Here is a 16,559-nt window from a genome sequence, read left to right as displayed (position 1 = left end):
ATGAGTTACTTTGATTTGCTAACGAGTAAGCGCCGGTCTAACATCCTTGATGACTTGCTCCATACTGATTGAGCATTGTTCATACATTTGCTTGGCTTGCTGATTGTCGGTAGACAGACTGAACATTTCTAGATCGGCTTCACACTTCTTCAAAGTTGCAAATAACGTTGCCTTATTTTGCGATTTCGGCACAATAATCTGATCATCGTAAAGATCTACGAATAACTGCCCATAGGAATCAACCTGACCAAGAAATACATTCTCAACGGCAACACCAATTTTCTCTAACTCTGTATCTATCCATTGCCGGTTTAGACCAATGGTTGCTAATGGCTCGTCCATGATATTCCCGTCCATAATGACGGCCTGCGTTTCTTGTTCCGGTGCAACCTTTATCCCCAAATGAACAGGTGTAAGTGGTTGATTTTCTCTTGTTAAGAGAACGTTGACTTCACCGCTCGACTCCATCACAGCAAATTCTACGTCCGCTAATCTGAACACATCCTTACTTCTTAGCTGTTCCAATAACTCATCTGTCGTAAGTCGCTCTTTTTTTAAATTTTCCTCAAGTACCTTGCCATCTTTAATGAGTATGGTTGATTTACCATCTAACACATTTCTGGCCATTTTACTTTTAATCGTTAGAAATTCGATCCCTAAAGAAAATGCCACCCACACAACTAAAGAGATAAGTCCTAAGTGCCAGGTACCATCCATTTCAATAGGAATCGTCGCAGCAAGGCTACCTATTGTAATACCAGTTATGTACTCAAATAAGGAAAGCTGGGATACCTGCCTTTTACCAAGAAGTTTTGTCATAAAGAAAAGAACGACAATAGTTAAGATGGTACGTAAAGAAACAATTAACCACTCCTGCATATTGACATACCTCTTTCCTGTTCGTTTTCAAAGTTATTACACAGTAAGATGTCCTCTAAGGTGTCTTTTTAACCAAATTCAACATATTTTTTAGTTCAATAAAATGATGTATGGCTTTAGCGAAAACCGGATAAGATATGATTCGTTACTTCCTACTTCCTTACGTAAAAAATAATGATAAGGAGGTGAAACAGATGACCGTTGCTTCTCAAGTAAAAACATGCTTAGCTTCTTTAAAAGGTGCTCAAGCCAGCCTTGAACAATTCGCTATCGAGACGCAAAATCAAGAAGCAAAAACAACATTTACGAATGCAGCTGAACAAGCACAACAAATCGTGCAGCAAGTTGAAACACGTGTACAGCAATTAGAGAACGAAGAACCTCAATATAAAGGATTCTAAGATAAAATTTCATGAGAATTGCAAAAAACCACCGATTTCACAGCTTTCAGGCATGTGATAATCGGTGGTTTTTTTTGTGTTTTATAGCGATCTGTATCTTCTGAAAATGGCTATTGTCCTATCTTTATTAGAAACCCACACGATAAGTCCGATTGGTTAATATATTGACGATGTAAGGAGGTGATACATCTTATTATGACATCAGAAACTTATCGTCATCGGTGTTCCTGCGGGTCGTAAAGTTCTGATTGTAGCAGCTAGAAAGCGTCACCACATAAGACATCACCATAGACAATTCTGTTAATCTCATTCCCCCATCTTCATTAGAAACCCACACGAGAACAACAATTGATTAATATAGTGTACTAGTAAGGGAGGTGATCCTCATGTGTGGACATAGACACCATAGACGTCATAGACACCACAGAACAATCAAGATCGTTCTAAGACCTGGACAAAAACTTCTAGTTAGAGTTAAAAGACATCATCGCCATCATCACAGACACTGTTGTTAGTAAAAGTCACTCACAAAATGCTCTAATTTCACACTGTGATAACTGACCTACTAGTAAAGGAGGTGATACTCATGTGTGGACATAGACACCATAGACGCCACAGAACGATCGAAGTCGTTCTAAGACCTGGTCAAAGACTTTTGGTTAAGGCTAAAAGACGTTGTCATCGCCATCATCACAGACACTGTTGTTAGTAATCATATCAATAGGAGAGAAGGAGAGTTCCCATCCTTCTCCCTCTCTTTAAAGAGTTACTTCAAAGCACGTAATTATAAAATACATAGCCAGCCATTAGCTGATCTACTAGTAAAGGAGGTGATATTCATGTGTGGACATAGACACCATAGACGTCATAGACACCACAGAACGATCGAAGTCGTTCTAAGACCTGGTCAAAGACTTTTAGTGAAAGCTAAAAGACGTCATCATCGTCATCATCACAGACACTGTTGTTGCTAGTAATCATCTCAATGGGAGAAGGAGAGTTTCTTTCCTACTCCCTCCCTTATATAAGTTATTGTAAACCACGCAAAATGAATACATAACGTTAGTTGAAATATTCAATTAGAATCTCGCTACGACAAGCACATCTACATGCCGCGCTGCACGCAGTAGTCGTTTCACAACAGAACCTTTCCTTATTACCTGAATGAATCGTAGCTTAGATTGACCTACGATAATCTGAGTCACTTTGTGTTCGTTTGCTTGGGTAATGAGTACCCTTGCAATATGACTGCGACGTCTCGCTTGTAGTATATTAAAGTGACCGCCTAAACGTTCCGTTAGCTTCTCTAATGCCTCAATGCGTACTGAATCTTCATCTTTCGTTTCTGAATCCTCTAGCTGAACATAGGTTACGTACCAGGTTGCTTTGAGGCGATGCGCAATTCGAAACCCTCGTCGTATTAAGCTTTCCGCATGAGCTGTTAATTCTACACACACGTATATTACTTCTTTCCTCCGCCAAGGTCCTCTTAATGAACTTGTTCGTTGCCAAGATTCCAATCGCTCATCTACATCGTCTGCGATCTCTCTTAACGCAAGCTCACGCAAAGCAATCAGGTTACCTGTCTTAAAGAAATTACTGAGTGATTGTTCAACCTTATCGAGTGCGTAAACCTTCCCTTCCCTTATTCTTTGCTGAAGAGACTGAGGTGCTACATCAATTAACTGCACTTCATCCGCTAAATGTAAAATATAATCGGGTACTGTTTCCCTTACACGAACGCCTGTAATTTGCTCTACAGCATCATTCAGACTTTCTAAATGCTGTACATTCATTGTGGAAATGACAGAAATACCTGCGTTCAGAATCTCAATGACATCTTCGAACCTTTTCTTATTCTTACTCCCGGGAACGTTAGTATGCGCTAACTCATCCACGAGGACAACATCTGGAGCTTGTCGAATAATTTCCTCTGTGTCCATTTCCTCTAGTCGCGTACCTCGATAATCTATGATTTTCCTGAGGATCGTTCCAAGCGATCCTACCTGAGCACCCGTCTCTTTACGACCATGTGTTTCAAGAAGACCGATCGTCACATTCGTTCCAATCCTCTCTAAATCATTTCCTTCTCGAAGCATGGTGTATGTCTTACCAACACCAGGTGCAGACCCAATATATACTTTAAATTGTCCTCGTTTAATTCTTTCAATTTGCTGCTCTACTTCTTCAGAGCTTAAGCGCCGATACAACGAGCTTTCTTCAGGACCCTTCAGCTTGGTTGGCAGGATACGTTCTCCCTCATGCGCCGCTCGATCTGCAATAACAAACACATCCACATTCCGAGTCTTTTTTAGGATGTCATGAATGATTGAACCTTGCCAACATTCCTGCCAGAGCGTTTGCTTCGAATGACCCAACACGATCCGTGTCGTCCGATGCTCCATTGCATACTTAACTAATATATTAGGAAGCCCCCTTCTCGAACTGAAAGGAAGCTCCTCAAATTCACCATTCACTTTTTTTACTAATTTCACAAGCGATCTTTTAAACGTTTCGGCTTCTCTGCTCATCTTATCTTGTGGATTCCAAAAGGTGATCACGGACAAGTCTCCATTTAGCCTTTTAGCAATTTGTTGCCCGCGTCGAACATAGATCGAACTATTCCAATGATATTGAGCTGATACTAGAATTTTTTCAGTTACACCTGTTGGTCCAAAATTCCCTATCTCATCATTATGCTTCTCCAGTGAATCATTAACACCTTCAGCGACATGACGTAGAGCGAGTTCGCGCAGTATCGCTAAATTACCTCTTTTGAAAACAAGATCTGTTTCCGCTTGACTAAGTTGAAATTTCCCTGTCGCAATCCTACTCATTAGTGTTTCTGGTGTTACATCAATCAATCGAACTTCATCTGCTAAGGAAAGCGTATTAGCCGGTACGGTTTCTTTCACTTCAATACCCGTCATTCTACTAGCTACTTCTCGAACACCTTCTAGATCATATATATTTGCCGTGGTAATAACACTAATTCCCTGACTAAGTAAGTACTGAATATCTTCAAGTCTTGTCATAAAGCGTGCCTGCGGTCTATTTCGATGAGCAATCGCGTCCACTAGAACCACTTCTGGATTTCGTTCTAGCAGAACATCTAGGTTTAAATCCTTTTGTTCTATTCCATTCTTAATCCAATGAATACTCGGTACACGTTCTAGATCTGCAAGTTGTTCTACTGTCTCAGATCTCTGAGAAGTTGTAACGGCACATATAACTACATCTATCCCTTGCTGCTTAAGAAGTTGTCCTTCTCTTAGCATATGATACGTTTTCCCTGAACCACTCACAGCTCCAATGAGAATTTCTAATCGACCGCGATGCAACTTATAGATAGACAAAAGGATTTCTTCGGGTGTTTTTCTTTTGAAGGTTTCCATCGTCGCTTCATCCTTTACTAAATTTCTACAATCAAGTAGAAAACAGCTACGCCGTCCTTCTGCAAGGAACGCACTCGTTTTACGTTAAAAAAAAGAGCCGCAACAAGCAGATGAAATCCGAAATACCTTGGCTTTTATGTAGGTATAAATGAACAACTATTTAATTTGATCGATTGCCAAGATCAGACGCGTCCGACTTGGCAATCGATCATCTCTACTATTTATTAACTTTCCCTCCCAAATCAATGTTTAACAACAATACGTTGACTCTTGGCTCCCCGAACACACCCAAGTCACGTTCTTTCGTATGGCTATCCACCAATTCCTGAAGCACAGCTTGATCTAATCCAGTCAACTTGCTGATTCTTGGAATTTGCGCTTTGGCTGAGGCTGGTGAAATATGTGGATCTAGTCCTGAACCTGAGTTCGTTACTAAATCAATCGGTAGCTGCTCTAAAGGAACATCGGGGTTAGCAGCTTCCCAAGCAACCATCGATTGTTGGATCCGTTTCACTAATTCTGGATTAGACGGTGCATAGTTGTTGGAACCAGAACCTGCCCCATTATTCTCAATGCTTGATATACGACCTTGGAAGAATGCAGGATTAGTAAACGTCTGTCCAATCAGTTCGGAACCGATCACTTTCCCCTCTCCATCTTTCACCATACTACCATTCGCTTGGTTAGGGAAAATCACTTGCGCTACCCCTGTACTAACCGTGGGATAAATGATGCCGCAAAGTACGATCATTACTAGACTGATACGTATTGCGATACCTATCATTGAATTCTTTTTATGGGATGATTCTTTATTGTTCATTGCTATTTCCTGCCTTCCCCTATTATAGTCTATGGCATTTAACGCATGCCATCTTATTCCTTAGGCTTAAATCCATAAGTGTACAATCAGGTCAATGGCTTTAATCCCGATAAACGGTGCAATAACCCCACCAACACCATAGATGATTAAATTCCGACTTAACAACTTACTTGCGCCCATGGGTTTATATTTAACTCCTTTCATGGCAAGCGGAATGAGCAGTGGAATAATCACAGCGTTGAAGATGAGTGCTGAAAGTATTGCAGAGAGTGGCGAACCTAAGCCCATCACATTAAGCACATTCATTTCTGGAATAGCAACCATAAACATCGCTGGGATAATGGCAAAATATTTAGCTACATCGTTCGCAATACTAAAGGTTGTTAAGGCTCCTCGTGTCATCAATAACTGTTTACCGATCGCAACGACTTCAATGATTTTGGAAGGATCAGAGTCCAGATCGACCATATTAGCTGCTTCCTTTGCAGCCGTCGTTCCGCTGTTCATCGCAAGTCCTACGTCAGCTTGGGCGAGAGCTGGAGCATCATTCGTTCCATCTCCTGTCATGGCAACCAATTTACCTTCGCTTTGTTCACGACGAATGACTTCGATTTTATCTTCCGGGGTACTTTCCGCAATGAAACTGTCAACGCCTGCTTCACGAGCAATGGTCGCTGCAGTTAGCGGGTTATCTCCCGTACACATGATGGTTTTGATCCCCATCTGTCTTAATTGGTCAAACCGCTCTTTCATACCTGGTTTTACGGTATCTTTTAAGTAAATCAATCCATAAATGACACCATCTACTGCTACTGCTAGAGGCGTTCCTCCGTCAGAAGCAATCACGTTCGCCTTGTCTTCTAGATCTGCAGGGATGAGTCCGCCTTGAGATTCGACCCATTTCCTTACAGAGTCAACAGCTCCTTTACGTACATGACGTCCGTCTTTGAGATCTATACCGCTCATTCGAGTCTGTGCTTTGAATTCTACGAATTCTCCACCTGTTGCAATTGTATCCTCAATGGTATAATCAAGTTTTCTCATGAGCTCAAGAACTGATCGTCCCTCAGGTGTCTCATCCTTCAACGAACTTATGGATGCCCAATAACCCAATTCTTTCTTAGACATCTTACCTACAGGTATAAATTCACTTGCCATCCGATTACCAAACGTAATCGTTCCTGTCTTATCTAGAATCATCGTATTAATATCACCTGAAGCTTCAACAGCTTTTCCTGACATCGCCAACACATTGAATTGAGTCACCCGATCCATACCCGCAATACCGATGGCGGATAATAAGCCCCCAATCGTCGTCGGTATCAGACATACCAACAATGAGATAAGAACTGGAATCGGTAGATCAATTTCGAAATGTTTGGCGATAGGAGCCAGCGTCACCACTACAATGAGGAATATTAATGTCAAACAAGTAAGCAACGTATTAAGTGCTATTTCATTTGGTGTCTTCTGGCGCTGAGCACCCTCTACAAGCGAGATCATCTTATCGATAAAGGACTCGCCTGGATCAGCAGTAATTCGAACTACAATTTCATCACTGACTACCCGTGTACCACCCGTAACGGAGTTGAAATCTCCCCCTGCTTCCTTTATCACAGGAGCCGATTCACCGGTTATGGCCGATTCATCCACGGATGCTAATCCTTCAATGACTTCACCGTCTCCAGGAATCATCTCCCCACTGGAGACAATAACAACATCACCTTTACGTAACTCCGTAGAATTAACAATCTTAATCTCCAAACCTACACGTTTATTCGCTTTAATCTCCTGTTTACCTTTTTTCAGAGAATCTGCTTGCGCCTTCCCACGTCCTTCCGCCAATGATTCAGCGAAGTTAGCGAACAAGACCGTAAATAACAGGATCAGGAACACGCTGATATTAAATCCTAACTGATCTTCCGTTGCGAAATAACTTGGAAATAGAACCATCATCAGGACAACAAATGTTCCAACCTCAACAACAAACATCACGGGATTCTTTATCATAAACATCGGATTCAATTTAATAAAACTCTCTTTAACAGCATGTTTGGCTATTTCACCATTGAACATGCTCTTGCGTATATTACTCATCGTTCAAGCACCTCGTTCTAATGGAGTGTTAAAAATTCGGCCACAGGACCTAAGACAATGACCGGAAGGAACGTTAGTGCCCCGATCAACAGTACAACACCGATCAATATTCCAATAAATAGCTTGTTATCCGTACGGAATGTACCGATTGTCTCCGCTACCGGTTTCTTAGCATTGAGTGAACCAGCCACTGCTAGCATTGCGATGATGGACATGTACCGTCCAAAGAACATCACGAGTCCTGTCGATACGTTCCAGAACACATTATTATCCGCTAGTCCTTCGAATCCTGATCCGTTGTTAGCCGCAGATGAAGTGTATTCATATAAGGACTGGGTTAAGCCATGGAACCCTGGATTACTTATCGAGTCATAGCCCGAAGCAGTCATAAATGAGAGCGCCGTAGGTACTAAGATAATGAACGGATGCACCAGAATAACGAGCGCAATCAATTTCATTTCCCTGGCCTCAATCTTACGGCCTAAGAATTCTGGCGTTCGTCCGACCATAAGCCCGCATATAAAGACTCCAAGTATGGCGTACATCAGCATGTTAACTAGCCCGACACCCTTACCGCCAAACACGACGTTAAGCATCATTTCAGAAAGAGCTGCAAGCCCACCTAGTGGAGTTAATGTATCATGCATATTATTGACCGATCCCGTTGTGGCAGCCGTTGTAACGGTAGAGAACAGTGCCGATTGTGCTATGCCGAATCGAACTTCTTTTCCTTCCATACTACCTTGAGATGATTCAATGCCTAGCGAATTAATCGCCGGGTTCCCAGCTTTCTCAGACGAATAACTGATGCTTAGGAATATCAAGAACAGAATCATCATGGATGAGAAAATGACCCATCCTTGCTTCTTGTTTTTTGCAAACAAACCAAACATATAGGGTAGGGAAGCTGCTAACAACCACATACTTAATATTTCGATAACATTCGTTAGAGGACTTGGATTCTCAAAAGGATGAGATGAGTTGGCTCCAAAGAATCCACCACCATTGGTTCCAAGGTGTTTAATGGCTTCTAGTGAAGCAATAGGACCCATCGTGATTTGTTGTTCGACGCCTTCAAGCGTTCTTACTGTTGCTGTCGGGTCAAACGTTTGAGGTACTTTTAAACCAACCAATGCGATGGTAACGATAAGTGCTAGGGGTAAGAAGATACGAATAATAGCTTTAGTGAAATCCTGAAAAAAGTTACCTAAACCTTCTCCACGACGGGTAATCCCGCGAATAAATGCGACCGCAATCGCAGCACCTGACGCTGCCGATGTGAACATCATCATCGTAACAAAAGCCATTTGCGTTAAGTAAGTCAAACCACTCTCACCGCTATAATGCTGTAGATTGGTATTTGTCATAAAACTGATGATCGTGTTAAGAGCGAGTGATGCTTCCATATTCTCAATGCCACTCGGATTTCCTGGTAGCATTCCTTGGAAGCGTAGCAGCAAATAACTGATGGCGATTAACACCGCATTCGTAGCAATAAAACTCAGTACATACTTTTTCCAGTTCATACTGTCACGATTTCTTAATCCGATGATCTTAAAGATTACATTTTCAGTTGAACCGAATACCTTATCCGTTCGGTTGGGTTCATTGGAGAATACATGAAACATATAAGTACCGACTGGCTTCACCAGCAACAGCAGTACAACAATCACAATTCCCATTTGTAGTAATTCCATGCTTTATATCCTCCTTATAGGGATGAATTTTCTGATTAGTTCATTCTATTTAATTAAGCGTTATTAGAATTTCTCAGGGTTGATAAGCGCATATATTAGATAGACGAAGATGACAATGGTCAATGCAAGTACAACAATCATTGTTTCCCGCCCCCTCTATCGACCAATGTTCCGCACCAATGCGTGAACAGTAATAATAAGCCGAATGCAACGATTAACGTGATGACCATGTAGACATCCATCATTATGGAAATGCCCCTTTCTCATACGAATTTTGATTAGTCTTATCTTTCAAGTAGAAATTCGACATCTCCATTTTTTGTGTATACGACGTGATCCGCACCCATACCTCTATAGATCCCTCGAGGACTCCAAAAGCGGGTTACAATGTATATCTCTTGAGACGTCCACGGACGGCAAATCTGAAGGTAACGGCAACTTAAGTTAAGACTACTTTCGAAAATATAAATTTTGTCTACTGCTATCTGTGGGACGATCCATTTCTTGGTCATAAATGTATCGATACGTACAACATTCTTAACACCCATTTTTTGATACATTTTTTCTTCCGCACGGTTGTTAGTTAATATCGCAAATGATTTCTTTCTATACATTAATTGGTCTACGAATTTCCGTCCGTCCTCATTGGGAGCGATAACCAAAATGATCGCATCTTCCATAAAATAGATCCTCCTATACGTTTAAAGGCAACAAAAAAGAAGCTCAGTGAAAAGTAGCTTTTCCAGAGCTTCTTAGTAAGTCCATGACAAATTAAACTCACGGACTAGCCAGAAGGCGGTTTGCTGCCTCTCCCTGCACGCTTACGAGGTTAGCTGTCGGATTCGGGCGAGGAAGTCGCCCTATTCTGAAATACTGGTACAGCACTTCAGAAATTCACCCCATGGATACGTCCGGCGTTTACGCAGCAGACATATCCGATTGGTTCCCCCGTTTCAGAAATCACACTGAATTCAGCGTTCAAGACATTCTTTTAATAAAATTTCAAATAACCGATTATCAAATGTTAACAATTACAAAGCCTGACGTGCTCTATAGTCGATTTATGTTCGATCACAAACTTCATCATTCCTCTCTCAAACTTTTGCTTACGAGGTTAGCTGTCGGATTCGAGCCGTGAGAGTCGCTCTACCCAGCAAAGACCTAATTGTCCTTGTCAGGATTCACCCCTGTAGCTTCTAATTTCTCGACTCTCACACGAGAAAAAGTGGCTACTATTGGTTCCCCCGTTCTCCGCCACAAAGCGAAAACTCAGCGAAATTAACAATTGAATAAATTAACAATTTGTATTTCGTTATGAATCATACACCCGCCCTAAAATAGTGTAAAGGTGACTCAATCCCTTCCTAGAACCAAATAAGAAGCATCTAGATCGATGGTAGCGATTACAAAAATAACTATCTCCTCGCCGCTCATTCATGCTCCCTATATCTCGTTTTTACGTAAAATTATTGATCTCTTATCTCCTAATTCACAAAAAGCCCCCCAATAATGGGGGGCTTTGTCTATATTTATATATGTCTATATATACGACTTCGTAATGGTTGGTTATTCTATCGTTATTGACCCTACGGAGGTGGAGAGTGAAAGTAACGGACCACCTCCATTGATGTCACTTGCGCCTTTAGGAGCTCCTGTAATCGATCCGATTTCGCTTTCTGTCTCCAGGCTAACTTGAAGTGATTCAGCAAGATTAGCGTGAATGGAGCCTACCTCAGTCTTAGCTTCAAGTCTACTATCAGCCTCCATTTGATCGATAGCTAGTTTAATACTACCCGTCTCAGACCCTACATTAGATTTCCCTTGGATATGTGCACCCTCAATACTTATAGCTCCCACTTCATTATGAACATTATAACTACCTTTTAGATGACTAAGATTAATTGCTCCCACTTCACTTGAGATTTCAAAGCCATTAACCGAATTTGGGATTTCCACCACATAATCAATGCTAAAGTTGGAGAAACCATATTCTTTCTCGGCCCACTTCCAGAGATCAAGCTTCTCATTACCCTTTGAATGCGTACTAATCTTCAACTGATCTCCACTTACTACGGCAGTAATTTCCGCACTATCCATCATGTCTTGGTATTTGTCATCACGTAATGACTTATCTAGTGACCAGATTGTAGCCTTCACCTTAATTTTGTCTTCAGAGCTCCCCTTTACCTCAATACTACCTACCTCATTTGCCAAATGGAGAATGGATACGGAACTTTCGATATTTTGCGACAGTACTATCTCTTTATGGATACCAGTCCTTTTCAACTGATCACCCCATTCTGATGCTGTGGATGATACTGTTTCCCCGATTGCGCCAATGGCTTGTGTTGCCTCATCAATACTTGTCTGTATCACTTCATTAGCATTCTTAGCACAACCAGACAATAATACTAGTGAAACAAATCCTGCAAGCAGCATTGGCTTATAGTTTCTTCTCATAATTAATAACGCCCCCAATTCAATACCCCTTATATTGTATACTATACAATATAAGGAAATTATAAACACCAGTCCACAGGCTTGGGATGTACTGGACTTGAGTCGGGGAATTTCAAATGAATTCACCTTAGATAATATCTGAACATTAAGAGGCCCCCTTTGTTAAGGAGGCCAGAAAAATAATATTCTACTTTATAGCATTAAAAATTTATATAGAATATAGGAAAATACAACCGTAAATATGAATGATACAATTGCTAAATTCCGTTCGCTTTTCCAAGCTCTGAATCCATTGGCTGTGTATAAGACTAATACTCCACCAATCATTATAAGTATGTTCTGATTAGTCAGAATGACGGTAATGTATGTTACAACGACTAACATCCAGATAATCGTAAACCACAAGGGATATTTTGTTAAATACTTCTTAATCATTGGCTACCTCTATCCTCGTGTATAATTATATATATGCAATACACTTGAATTCGTATATTCTCTCCTACTTAACAAATACCTTTAAAAACACACTGAAAACAAAAAGACACGGTATCCCAAACATTGGGTTACCGCATCCTATTTAACTCATATATCCTATTTTAATTTATCCTGAACGGACTGTAATTTCTGCGCGCTAGAAGAGATTTCATCACGTTGATCATCCAATTTGACAGAAGTCGATACCCGTTTTGCCCCTGATATAAATGGAGATTCATGCAGAGTAGCAATCGCCTTCCATACCAAATCAAGAGGTCCCTCAATAATGGTGCTCATAGAAGTCAGTTGGTATGTTATTCCTTCTTGCTCTTGCAGTACCCGCTGCATGTCCGCGACATAAGCACTTAGACTTGTCGTCTGTGTTCCAATCGGTATAATTGTAACCTCTGCTATGGCCATCTTCATTTCCTCCTTAAAGTTTTGGTACAAAACTCACTTCGTAAGCATTCACTTCAAGTTTTGGTACAAAACTCTCATCGTAAGCATTTCGTTTCTTGATCTATCTTACCCAATTCATAAATTATTCGCAAAACGCAGTCACAAAAAATTCATTTTGCTTATGAAATCTCTCAAAAGGTTAGTCGTAGCGGGCTTGGGAAAAGTTTCACACTTTTTTTGATTTAAATTTTCATGATTAACTGTTTACAAACACAATATATTGAGTTAGATTTATATAGCACTACTAAATATAGTGAAAACAGGTGATCCTGTTCTTACGGCATATTTGGATCTCAAAAGAGAAGATTGGTGCAAATCCAACACGCTCCCGCCACTATATGCTAACGATTAAGCTGCATATTGCAGACGAATATCTGCTTGTTGAACATACTCATCACAAATCCTACGTGGAAATAGGAATTTGTTATTATTTACTTCGGTTACGTAACCAGGAAACATTATGACATGTCCTGATCACCTCAACGGAGTGCTTTTTCTGTCTGATGACATGTATTGTCTGTTCACGCACGGAGTCGCATTCCAGCATCTCTTATTAAGAAGCTACGTATCTTTTGCAGAGCAAAAGGTGCCCAATATTTTACATATTACCTGAAAGACGAATCTTCACATCAGTAGATCAAAAAGATATATATTACATGATCGTGGTCAATACGCGTAAAGAAATATAAATTATATCTTCAATCCACTCGACAAAATCCCATCTAGAGGCTTCATTACAGGAAGCGGTAGTGTTCAACCTTCACCGCCAAAGCCTTAGTTGCAATAATATTTCATTTTCAGCAAAATTCTCAATATAGTGGAGTTTTCTTGAGCAAATGAGATCATGATTTAGATCCTTATGTCGTCAAGTCGTTTGCGAAGCATTTTCATAAAAGGTTACACTAATTTATAGCTTAATTTCGCCATCATAGATGCTACTTTCAACTTATTCTATTATGATCCAACAGATCCCAATACCGAATTTGCTACCTTTAGTTGCCAAAGCTATCTCTTAAGTTGAAGTATGATGGGAATCCCAGTAGCTTACACTATCTTGAATCCACTAAGAAAGGTGATGGCTACATGCCGTCATCTTTCTTAGTGGATGCCACTACAGATACGTTAGTGGGATGTACGATAATATCTCCTACACGGATTTCGCGAAAATACCGTTTTCTTCATAAGTACCAAGTTGTCATCGCTGGTCCTTAAAAAGAATCTTTAAAAAATACCCATCTCCCCTATCGTGGGAGTCCAAATCAGCGTATTATAGATATTCAGGCAAAATTCAAGACATGATGATGCCACAATGTTGTACATTTAATTATCCACAATTGAAAAACATATATTGAAAGGAAGACGCCTAACCTATGCCACATTCCGTAGTAAAACCGAACAATCGCCAACTCTCTTTTGATGAGAGTCGTCTCTCCATCTATACCGATCGCCTTCTAGAAGGATTGGACATGCTTGATAAGGAACAATTAATCCGAGGGGTACTATCTAAGCTACGTAGAGATGAAGTCACAGGAGAAGACATCAGTAATGCTTTTACCATGTCTGCGTTAGAACTGGTTACGAAAGAAGAACCTAACTGGAAGTTTGCAGCTGCACGCTCCCTACTTACTTCTTTATATAAAAGAGCAGCTCATCACCGCCGTTATAAATCCTATGCAGATGAACCTTATGGGGCACTTTACCCGCTGATTACAGATTTGGTGCACAAAGGCATATACCGTGAAGAATTACTTGAATACTATACAAAAGAGCAGATTGAAGAACTCGCTGAACTCATTGACTACAAGCGCGATCTTTTGTTTGATTACATCGGACTTCTAACCCTTACAGAACGTTACCTTACAACAGATTTCGATGGACACATCATGGAGCTTCCACAGGAAAGATATATGATCATTGCCATGTTCCTTATGCATAAAGAACCTGCTGAGAGACGTATGGAGCTTGTGAAGGAATCCTATTGGGCTATGAGTAATCTATATATGACTGCTGCTACACCGACGATGTCTAATGCCGGCAAAAAAGTAGCTGGACAACTCTCCAGTTGTTTCATTGATACCGTAGATGACTCCTTAGAAGGTATCTTCGACTCCAACACAGATACAGCTCGTCTTAGTAAAATGGGCGGTGGAATCGGTGTCTATCTAGGTAAAGTAAGAGCACGTGGATCAGATATCCGCGGACATAAGAATACAAGTTCCGGTATCATTCCTTGGATTCGTCAGTTAAACAATACGGCTGTCAGCGTAGATCAACTAGGTACTCGTAAAGGTGCAATCGCAGTCTACATCGATGTGTTCCATAAAGATATCCTTGCATTCCTTGATCTCAAATTAAACAACGGTGACGAGCGCATGAGAGCGCATGACGTATTCCACGGGATATGTATTCCCGATTTGTTCATGAGTGCTGTGGAGAACCGCGGCATGTGGAATCTATTCTGTCCACATGAAGTTAAGAAAGTCATGGGCTGGACAGATAGCAACGGTCGTCCACTTGGACTTGAAGATTTCTATGATGAACAGCTTGGACAAGGGGCTTTCAGTGATAAATATGCAGAAGCTGTTGATCATCCATTATTGTCCCGTATTACAGTCCCTGCTATTGATATCATGAAACGTGTTATGAAATCACAACTTGAAACGGGTACGCCTTATATGTTCTACCGCGATACGGTAAACCGTGCGAATCCAAATAGTGCACATGGTATGGTGTATTCCTCCAACCTATGTACTGAAATTATGCAGAACCAATCCGCAACGGTTGTGGAAAAAGAAGAACTTGTTACGAAAGATGGACAAACAAGAATTATTATCTCCAAAATCCCTGGCGATTTCGTCGTATGTAACTTGAACTCTATTCACTTGGCTCGTGCTGTTCCAGCAGGTGTGTTAGATCGACTTGTACCTATTCAAGTGCGTATGCTTGATAACGTTATCGACATTAATAACATTGAAGTGCTTCAAGCTCAATATACAAACAGTCAATATCGTGCTATTGGTCTAGGAACGTTCGGACTTCATCACTTACTAGCTCTCGAAGGCATTCGTTGGGAATCTGAGGAAGCTGTTACGTATAACAATAATCTGTATGAGAAAATTAACTATTTACTCGTTCGTTCGAGCATGGAGCTATCGAAAGAAAAAGGTCATTATCCGAAATTCAAAGGATCTGACTGGGACAATGGTACTTACTTCACTCAACGTGGTTATACTGACGGTAAGCTTGAAGGACCTTTTGTAACAACTGCACAGTGGCAGGAACTACAACAAGATGTACAACAGAATGGTGTACGGAACGCTTGGATGTTCGCTATTGCACCAAATGGTTCCACATCCATTATCGCTGGCTCCACTGCGAGCATCGATCCATTGTATGAATTGTTATCTTATGAAGAGAAAACAACTTACAAAATTGCTAATCCTGCACCAGATCTATCTGATAAGACCATCTGGTACTATAAAACAGCATTTAATATCGATCAACATTGGTCTATCGACATGGCTGCTGCTCGCCAACGTCATGTGGATCAAGGTCAAAGCTTCAACCTATATGTTCGTCCTGATATTAAAGCAACGGACTTCCTATCTTTACACATTCATGCTTGGAAAGCTGGAATGAAATCGACTTATTATGTAAGAAGCCGAGCATTGACGATTGAGGAATGTGACAGTTGCAGTTCGTAATATCTCTTCACTAAGACCTTTTCGATCCCTCCCAAACCCTCCCTTACCAAGCTTATGCTTCCGGAGTGAGCTTCCCAAGGGAAGCTTTCAGGAGGGCCCCAAGGGCTCTGCCCTCTGGACACCCGAAACTCTTTGGTGGAGTGAGGGGATTGGGAGCATATACGTGTGGATCA

The 16,559-nt window shown here is 40.9% G+C and carries 12 protein-coding genes and 3 riboswitches; of the genes, 2 read left to right on the top strand and 10 right to left on the bottom strand.

Going from position 1 to position 16,559, the window contains the following annotated elements; genetic code table 11:
- Positions 1 to 18 precede the first annotated feature (18 nt).
- Entirely contained in the window at positions 19 to 879 is an 861-nt protein-coding gene (locus PBAT_RS12260; RefSeq protein ID WP_068649925.1) for a DUF421 domain-containing protein, read from the bottom strand.
- A gap of 194 nt (positions 880 to 1,073) precedes the next feature.
- Between PBAT_RS12260 and PBAT_RS12255 the strand changes: the two genes are divergently transcribed.
- On the top strand, positions 1,074 to 1,280 hold the full coding sequence (locus PBAT_RS12255; protein ID WP_068528964.1) for a DUF1657 domain-containing protein: 207 nt from the start codon (positions 1,074 to 1,076) through the stop codon (positions 1,278 to 1,280).
- Positions 1,281 to 2,359: 1,079 nt separating this feature from the next.
- Here the strand turns inward: PBAT_RS12255 and PBAT_RS12250 are convergent.
- The 9 genes from PBAT_RS12250 to PBAT_RS12215 form a co-directional block, all read right to left on the bottom strand.
- On the bottom strand, positions 2,360 to 4,675 hold the full coding sequence (locus PBAT_RS12250; protein WP_068649924.1) for a universal stress protein: 2,316 nt from the start codon (positions 4,673 to 4,675) through the stop codon (positions 2,360 to 2,362).
- A 217-nt stretch (positions 4,676 to 4,892) separates the two neighbouring features.
- Positions 4,893 to 5,495 carry a potassium-transporting ATPase subunit KdpC gene (kdpC, locus tag PBAT_RS12245; protein WP_068649922.1) on the bottom strand — a complete coding sequence of 201 codons (603 nt, stop codon included), beginning with the start codon at positions 5,493 to 5,495 and terminating at the stop codon, positions 4,893 to 4,895.
- A 66-nt stretch (positions 5,496 to 5,561) separates the two neighbouring features.
- A complete protein-coding gene (gene kdpB, locus PBAT_RS12240; protein WP_068649920.1) occupies positions 5,562 to 7,592 on the bottom strand; it encodes a potassium-transporting ATPase subunit KdpB in 2,031 nt (676 codons plus the stop codon).
- 17 nt (positions 7,593 to 7,609) lie between these two features.
- Positions 7,610 to 9,289, bottom strand: a complete 1,680-nt coding sequence (kdpA, locus tag PBAT_RS12235) for a potassium-transporting ATPase subunit KdpA (RefSeq protein ID WP_068649918.1) — start codon at positions 9,287 to 9,289, stop codon at positions 7,610 to 7,612.
- Positions 9,290 to 9,352: 63 nt separating this feature from the next.
- Complete coding sequence (gene kdpF / locus PBAT_RS26385; protein ID WP_084403049.1) at positions 9,353 to 9,430, bottom strand: K(+)-transporting ATPase subunit F; 78 nt, start codon at positions 9,428 to 9,430, stop codon at positions 9,353 to 9,355.
- Positions 9,431 to 9,573: 143 nt separating this feature from the next.
- On the bottom strand, positions 9,574 to 9,969 hold the full coding sequence (locus PBAT_RS12230) for a hypothetical protein (RefSeq protein WP_068649916.1): 396 nt from the start codon (positions 9,967 to 9,969) through the stop codon (positions 9,574 to 9,576).
- A 122-nt stretch (positions 9,970 to 10,091) separates the two neighbouring features.
- Positions 10,092 to 10,276, bottom strand: a riboswitch (cyclic di-AMP (ydaO/yuaA leader).
- A 101-nt stretch (positions 10,277 to 10,377) separates the two neighbouring features.
- Positions 10,378 to 10,574, bottom strand: a riboswitch (cyclic di-AMP (ydaO/yuaA leader).
- Positions 10,575 to 10,855: 281 nt separating this feature from the next.
- Positions 10,856 to 11,749 (bottom strand): DUF4097 family beta strand repeat-containing protein, encoded by an 894-nt coding sequence (locus tag PBAT_RS12225; RefSeq protein WP_068649914.1) that lies wholly within the window; start codon positions 11,747 to 11,749, stop codon positions 10,856 to 10,858.
- 192 nt (positions 11,750 to 11,941) lie between these two features.
- The gene (locus PBAT_RS12220; protein WP_068649912.1) at positions 11,942 to 12,184 is read right to left on the bottom strand and encodes a hypothetical protein; all 243 of its coding nucleotides are present in this window, start codon (positions 12,182 to 12,184) and stop codon (positions 11,942 to 11,944) included.
- A 156-nt stretch (positions 12,185 to 12,340) separates the two neighbouring features.
- Positions 12,341 to 12,643, bottom strand: coding sequence for an MTH1187 family thiamine-binding protein (locus PBAT_RS12215; protein WP_068649910.1), 303 nt, complete (start codon positions 12,641 to 12,643; stop codon positions 12,341 to 12,343).
- 283 nt (positions 12,644 to 12,926) lie between these two features.
- Positions 12,927 to 13,078, top strand: a riboswitch (cobalamin riboswitch).
- 974 nt (positions 13,079 to 14,052) lie between these two features.
- Here PBAT_RS12215 and PBAT_RS12210 point away from each other — a divergent pair.
- On the top strand, positions 14,053 to 16,386 hold the full coding sequence (locus PBAT_RS12210) for a ribonucleoside-diphosphate reductase subunit alpha (protein WP_068649908.1): 2,334 nt from the start codon (positions 14,053 to 14,055) through the stop codon (positions 16,384 to 16,386).
- Positions 16,387 to 16,559 lie beyond the last annotated feature (173 nt).

The organism is Paenibacillus antarcticus (assembly GCF_001637225.1).
Lineage (GTDB): Bacteria > Bacillota > Bacilli > Paenibacillales > Paenibacillaceae > Paenibacillus_AQ > Paenibacillus_AQ antarcticus.
This window is presented reverse-complemented; position numbering and strand designations above follow the sequence as displayed.

Excerpts from the sequence above, each read along its gene's own strand:
- PBAT_RS12260 (WP_068649925.1), bottom strand. The coding sequence starts at position 879 with ATGCAGGAGTGGTTAATTGTTTCTTTACGTACCATCTTAACTATTGTC.
- PBAT_RS12255 (WP_068528964.1), top strand. The coding sequence starts at position 1,074 with ATGACCGTTGCTTCTCAAGTAAAAACATGCTTAGCTTCTTTAAAAGGT.
- PBAT_RS12250 (WP_068649924.1), bottom strand. The coding sequence starts at position 4,675 with ATGGAAACCTTCAAAAGAAAAACACCCGAAGAAATCCTTTTGTCTATC.
- kdpC (WP_068649922.1), bottom strand. The coding sequence starts at position 5,495 with ATGAACAATAAAGAATCATCCCATAAAAAGAATTCAATGATAGGTATC.
- kdpB (WP_068649920.1), bottom strand. The coding sequence starts at position 7,592 with ATGAGTAATATACGCAAGAGCATGTTCAATGGTGAAATAGCCAAACAT.
- kdpA (WP_068649918.1), bottom strand. The coding sequence starts at position 9,289 with ATGGAATTACTACAAATGGGAATTGTGATTGTTGTACTGCTGTTGCTG.
- kdpF (WP_084403049.1), bottom strand. The coding sequence starts at position 9,430 with ATGATTGTTGTACTTGCATTGACCATTGTCATCTTCGTCTATCTAATA.
- PBAT_RS12230 (WP_068649916.1), bottom strand. The coding sequence starts at position 9,969 with ATGGAAGATGCGATCATTTTGGTTATCGCTCCCAATGAGGACGGACGG.
- PBAT_RS12225 (WP_068649914.1), bottom strand. The coding sequence starts at position 11,749 with ATGAGAAGAAACTATAAGCCAATGCTGCTTGCAGGATTTGTTTCACTA.
- PBAT_RS12220 (WP_068649912.1), bottom strand. The coding sequence starts at position 12,184 with ATGATTAAGAAGTATTTAACAAAATATCCCTTGTGGTTTACGATTATC.
- PBAT_RS12215 (WP_068649910.1), bottom strand. The coding sequence starts at position 12,643 with ATGGCCATAGCAGAGGTTACAATTATACCGATTGGAACACAGACGACA.
- PBAT_RS12210 (WP_068649908.1), top strand. The coding sequence starts at position 14,053 with ATGCCACATTCCGTAGTAAAACCGAACAATCGCCAACTCTCTTTTGAT.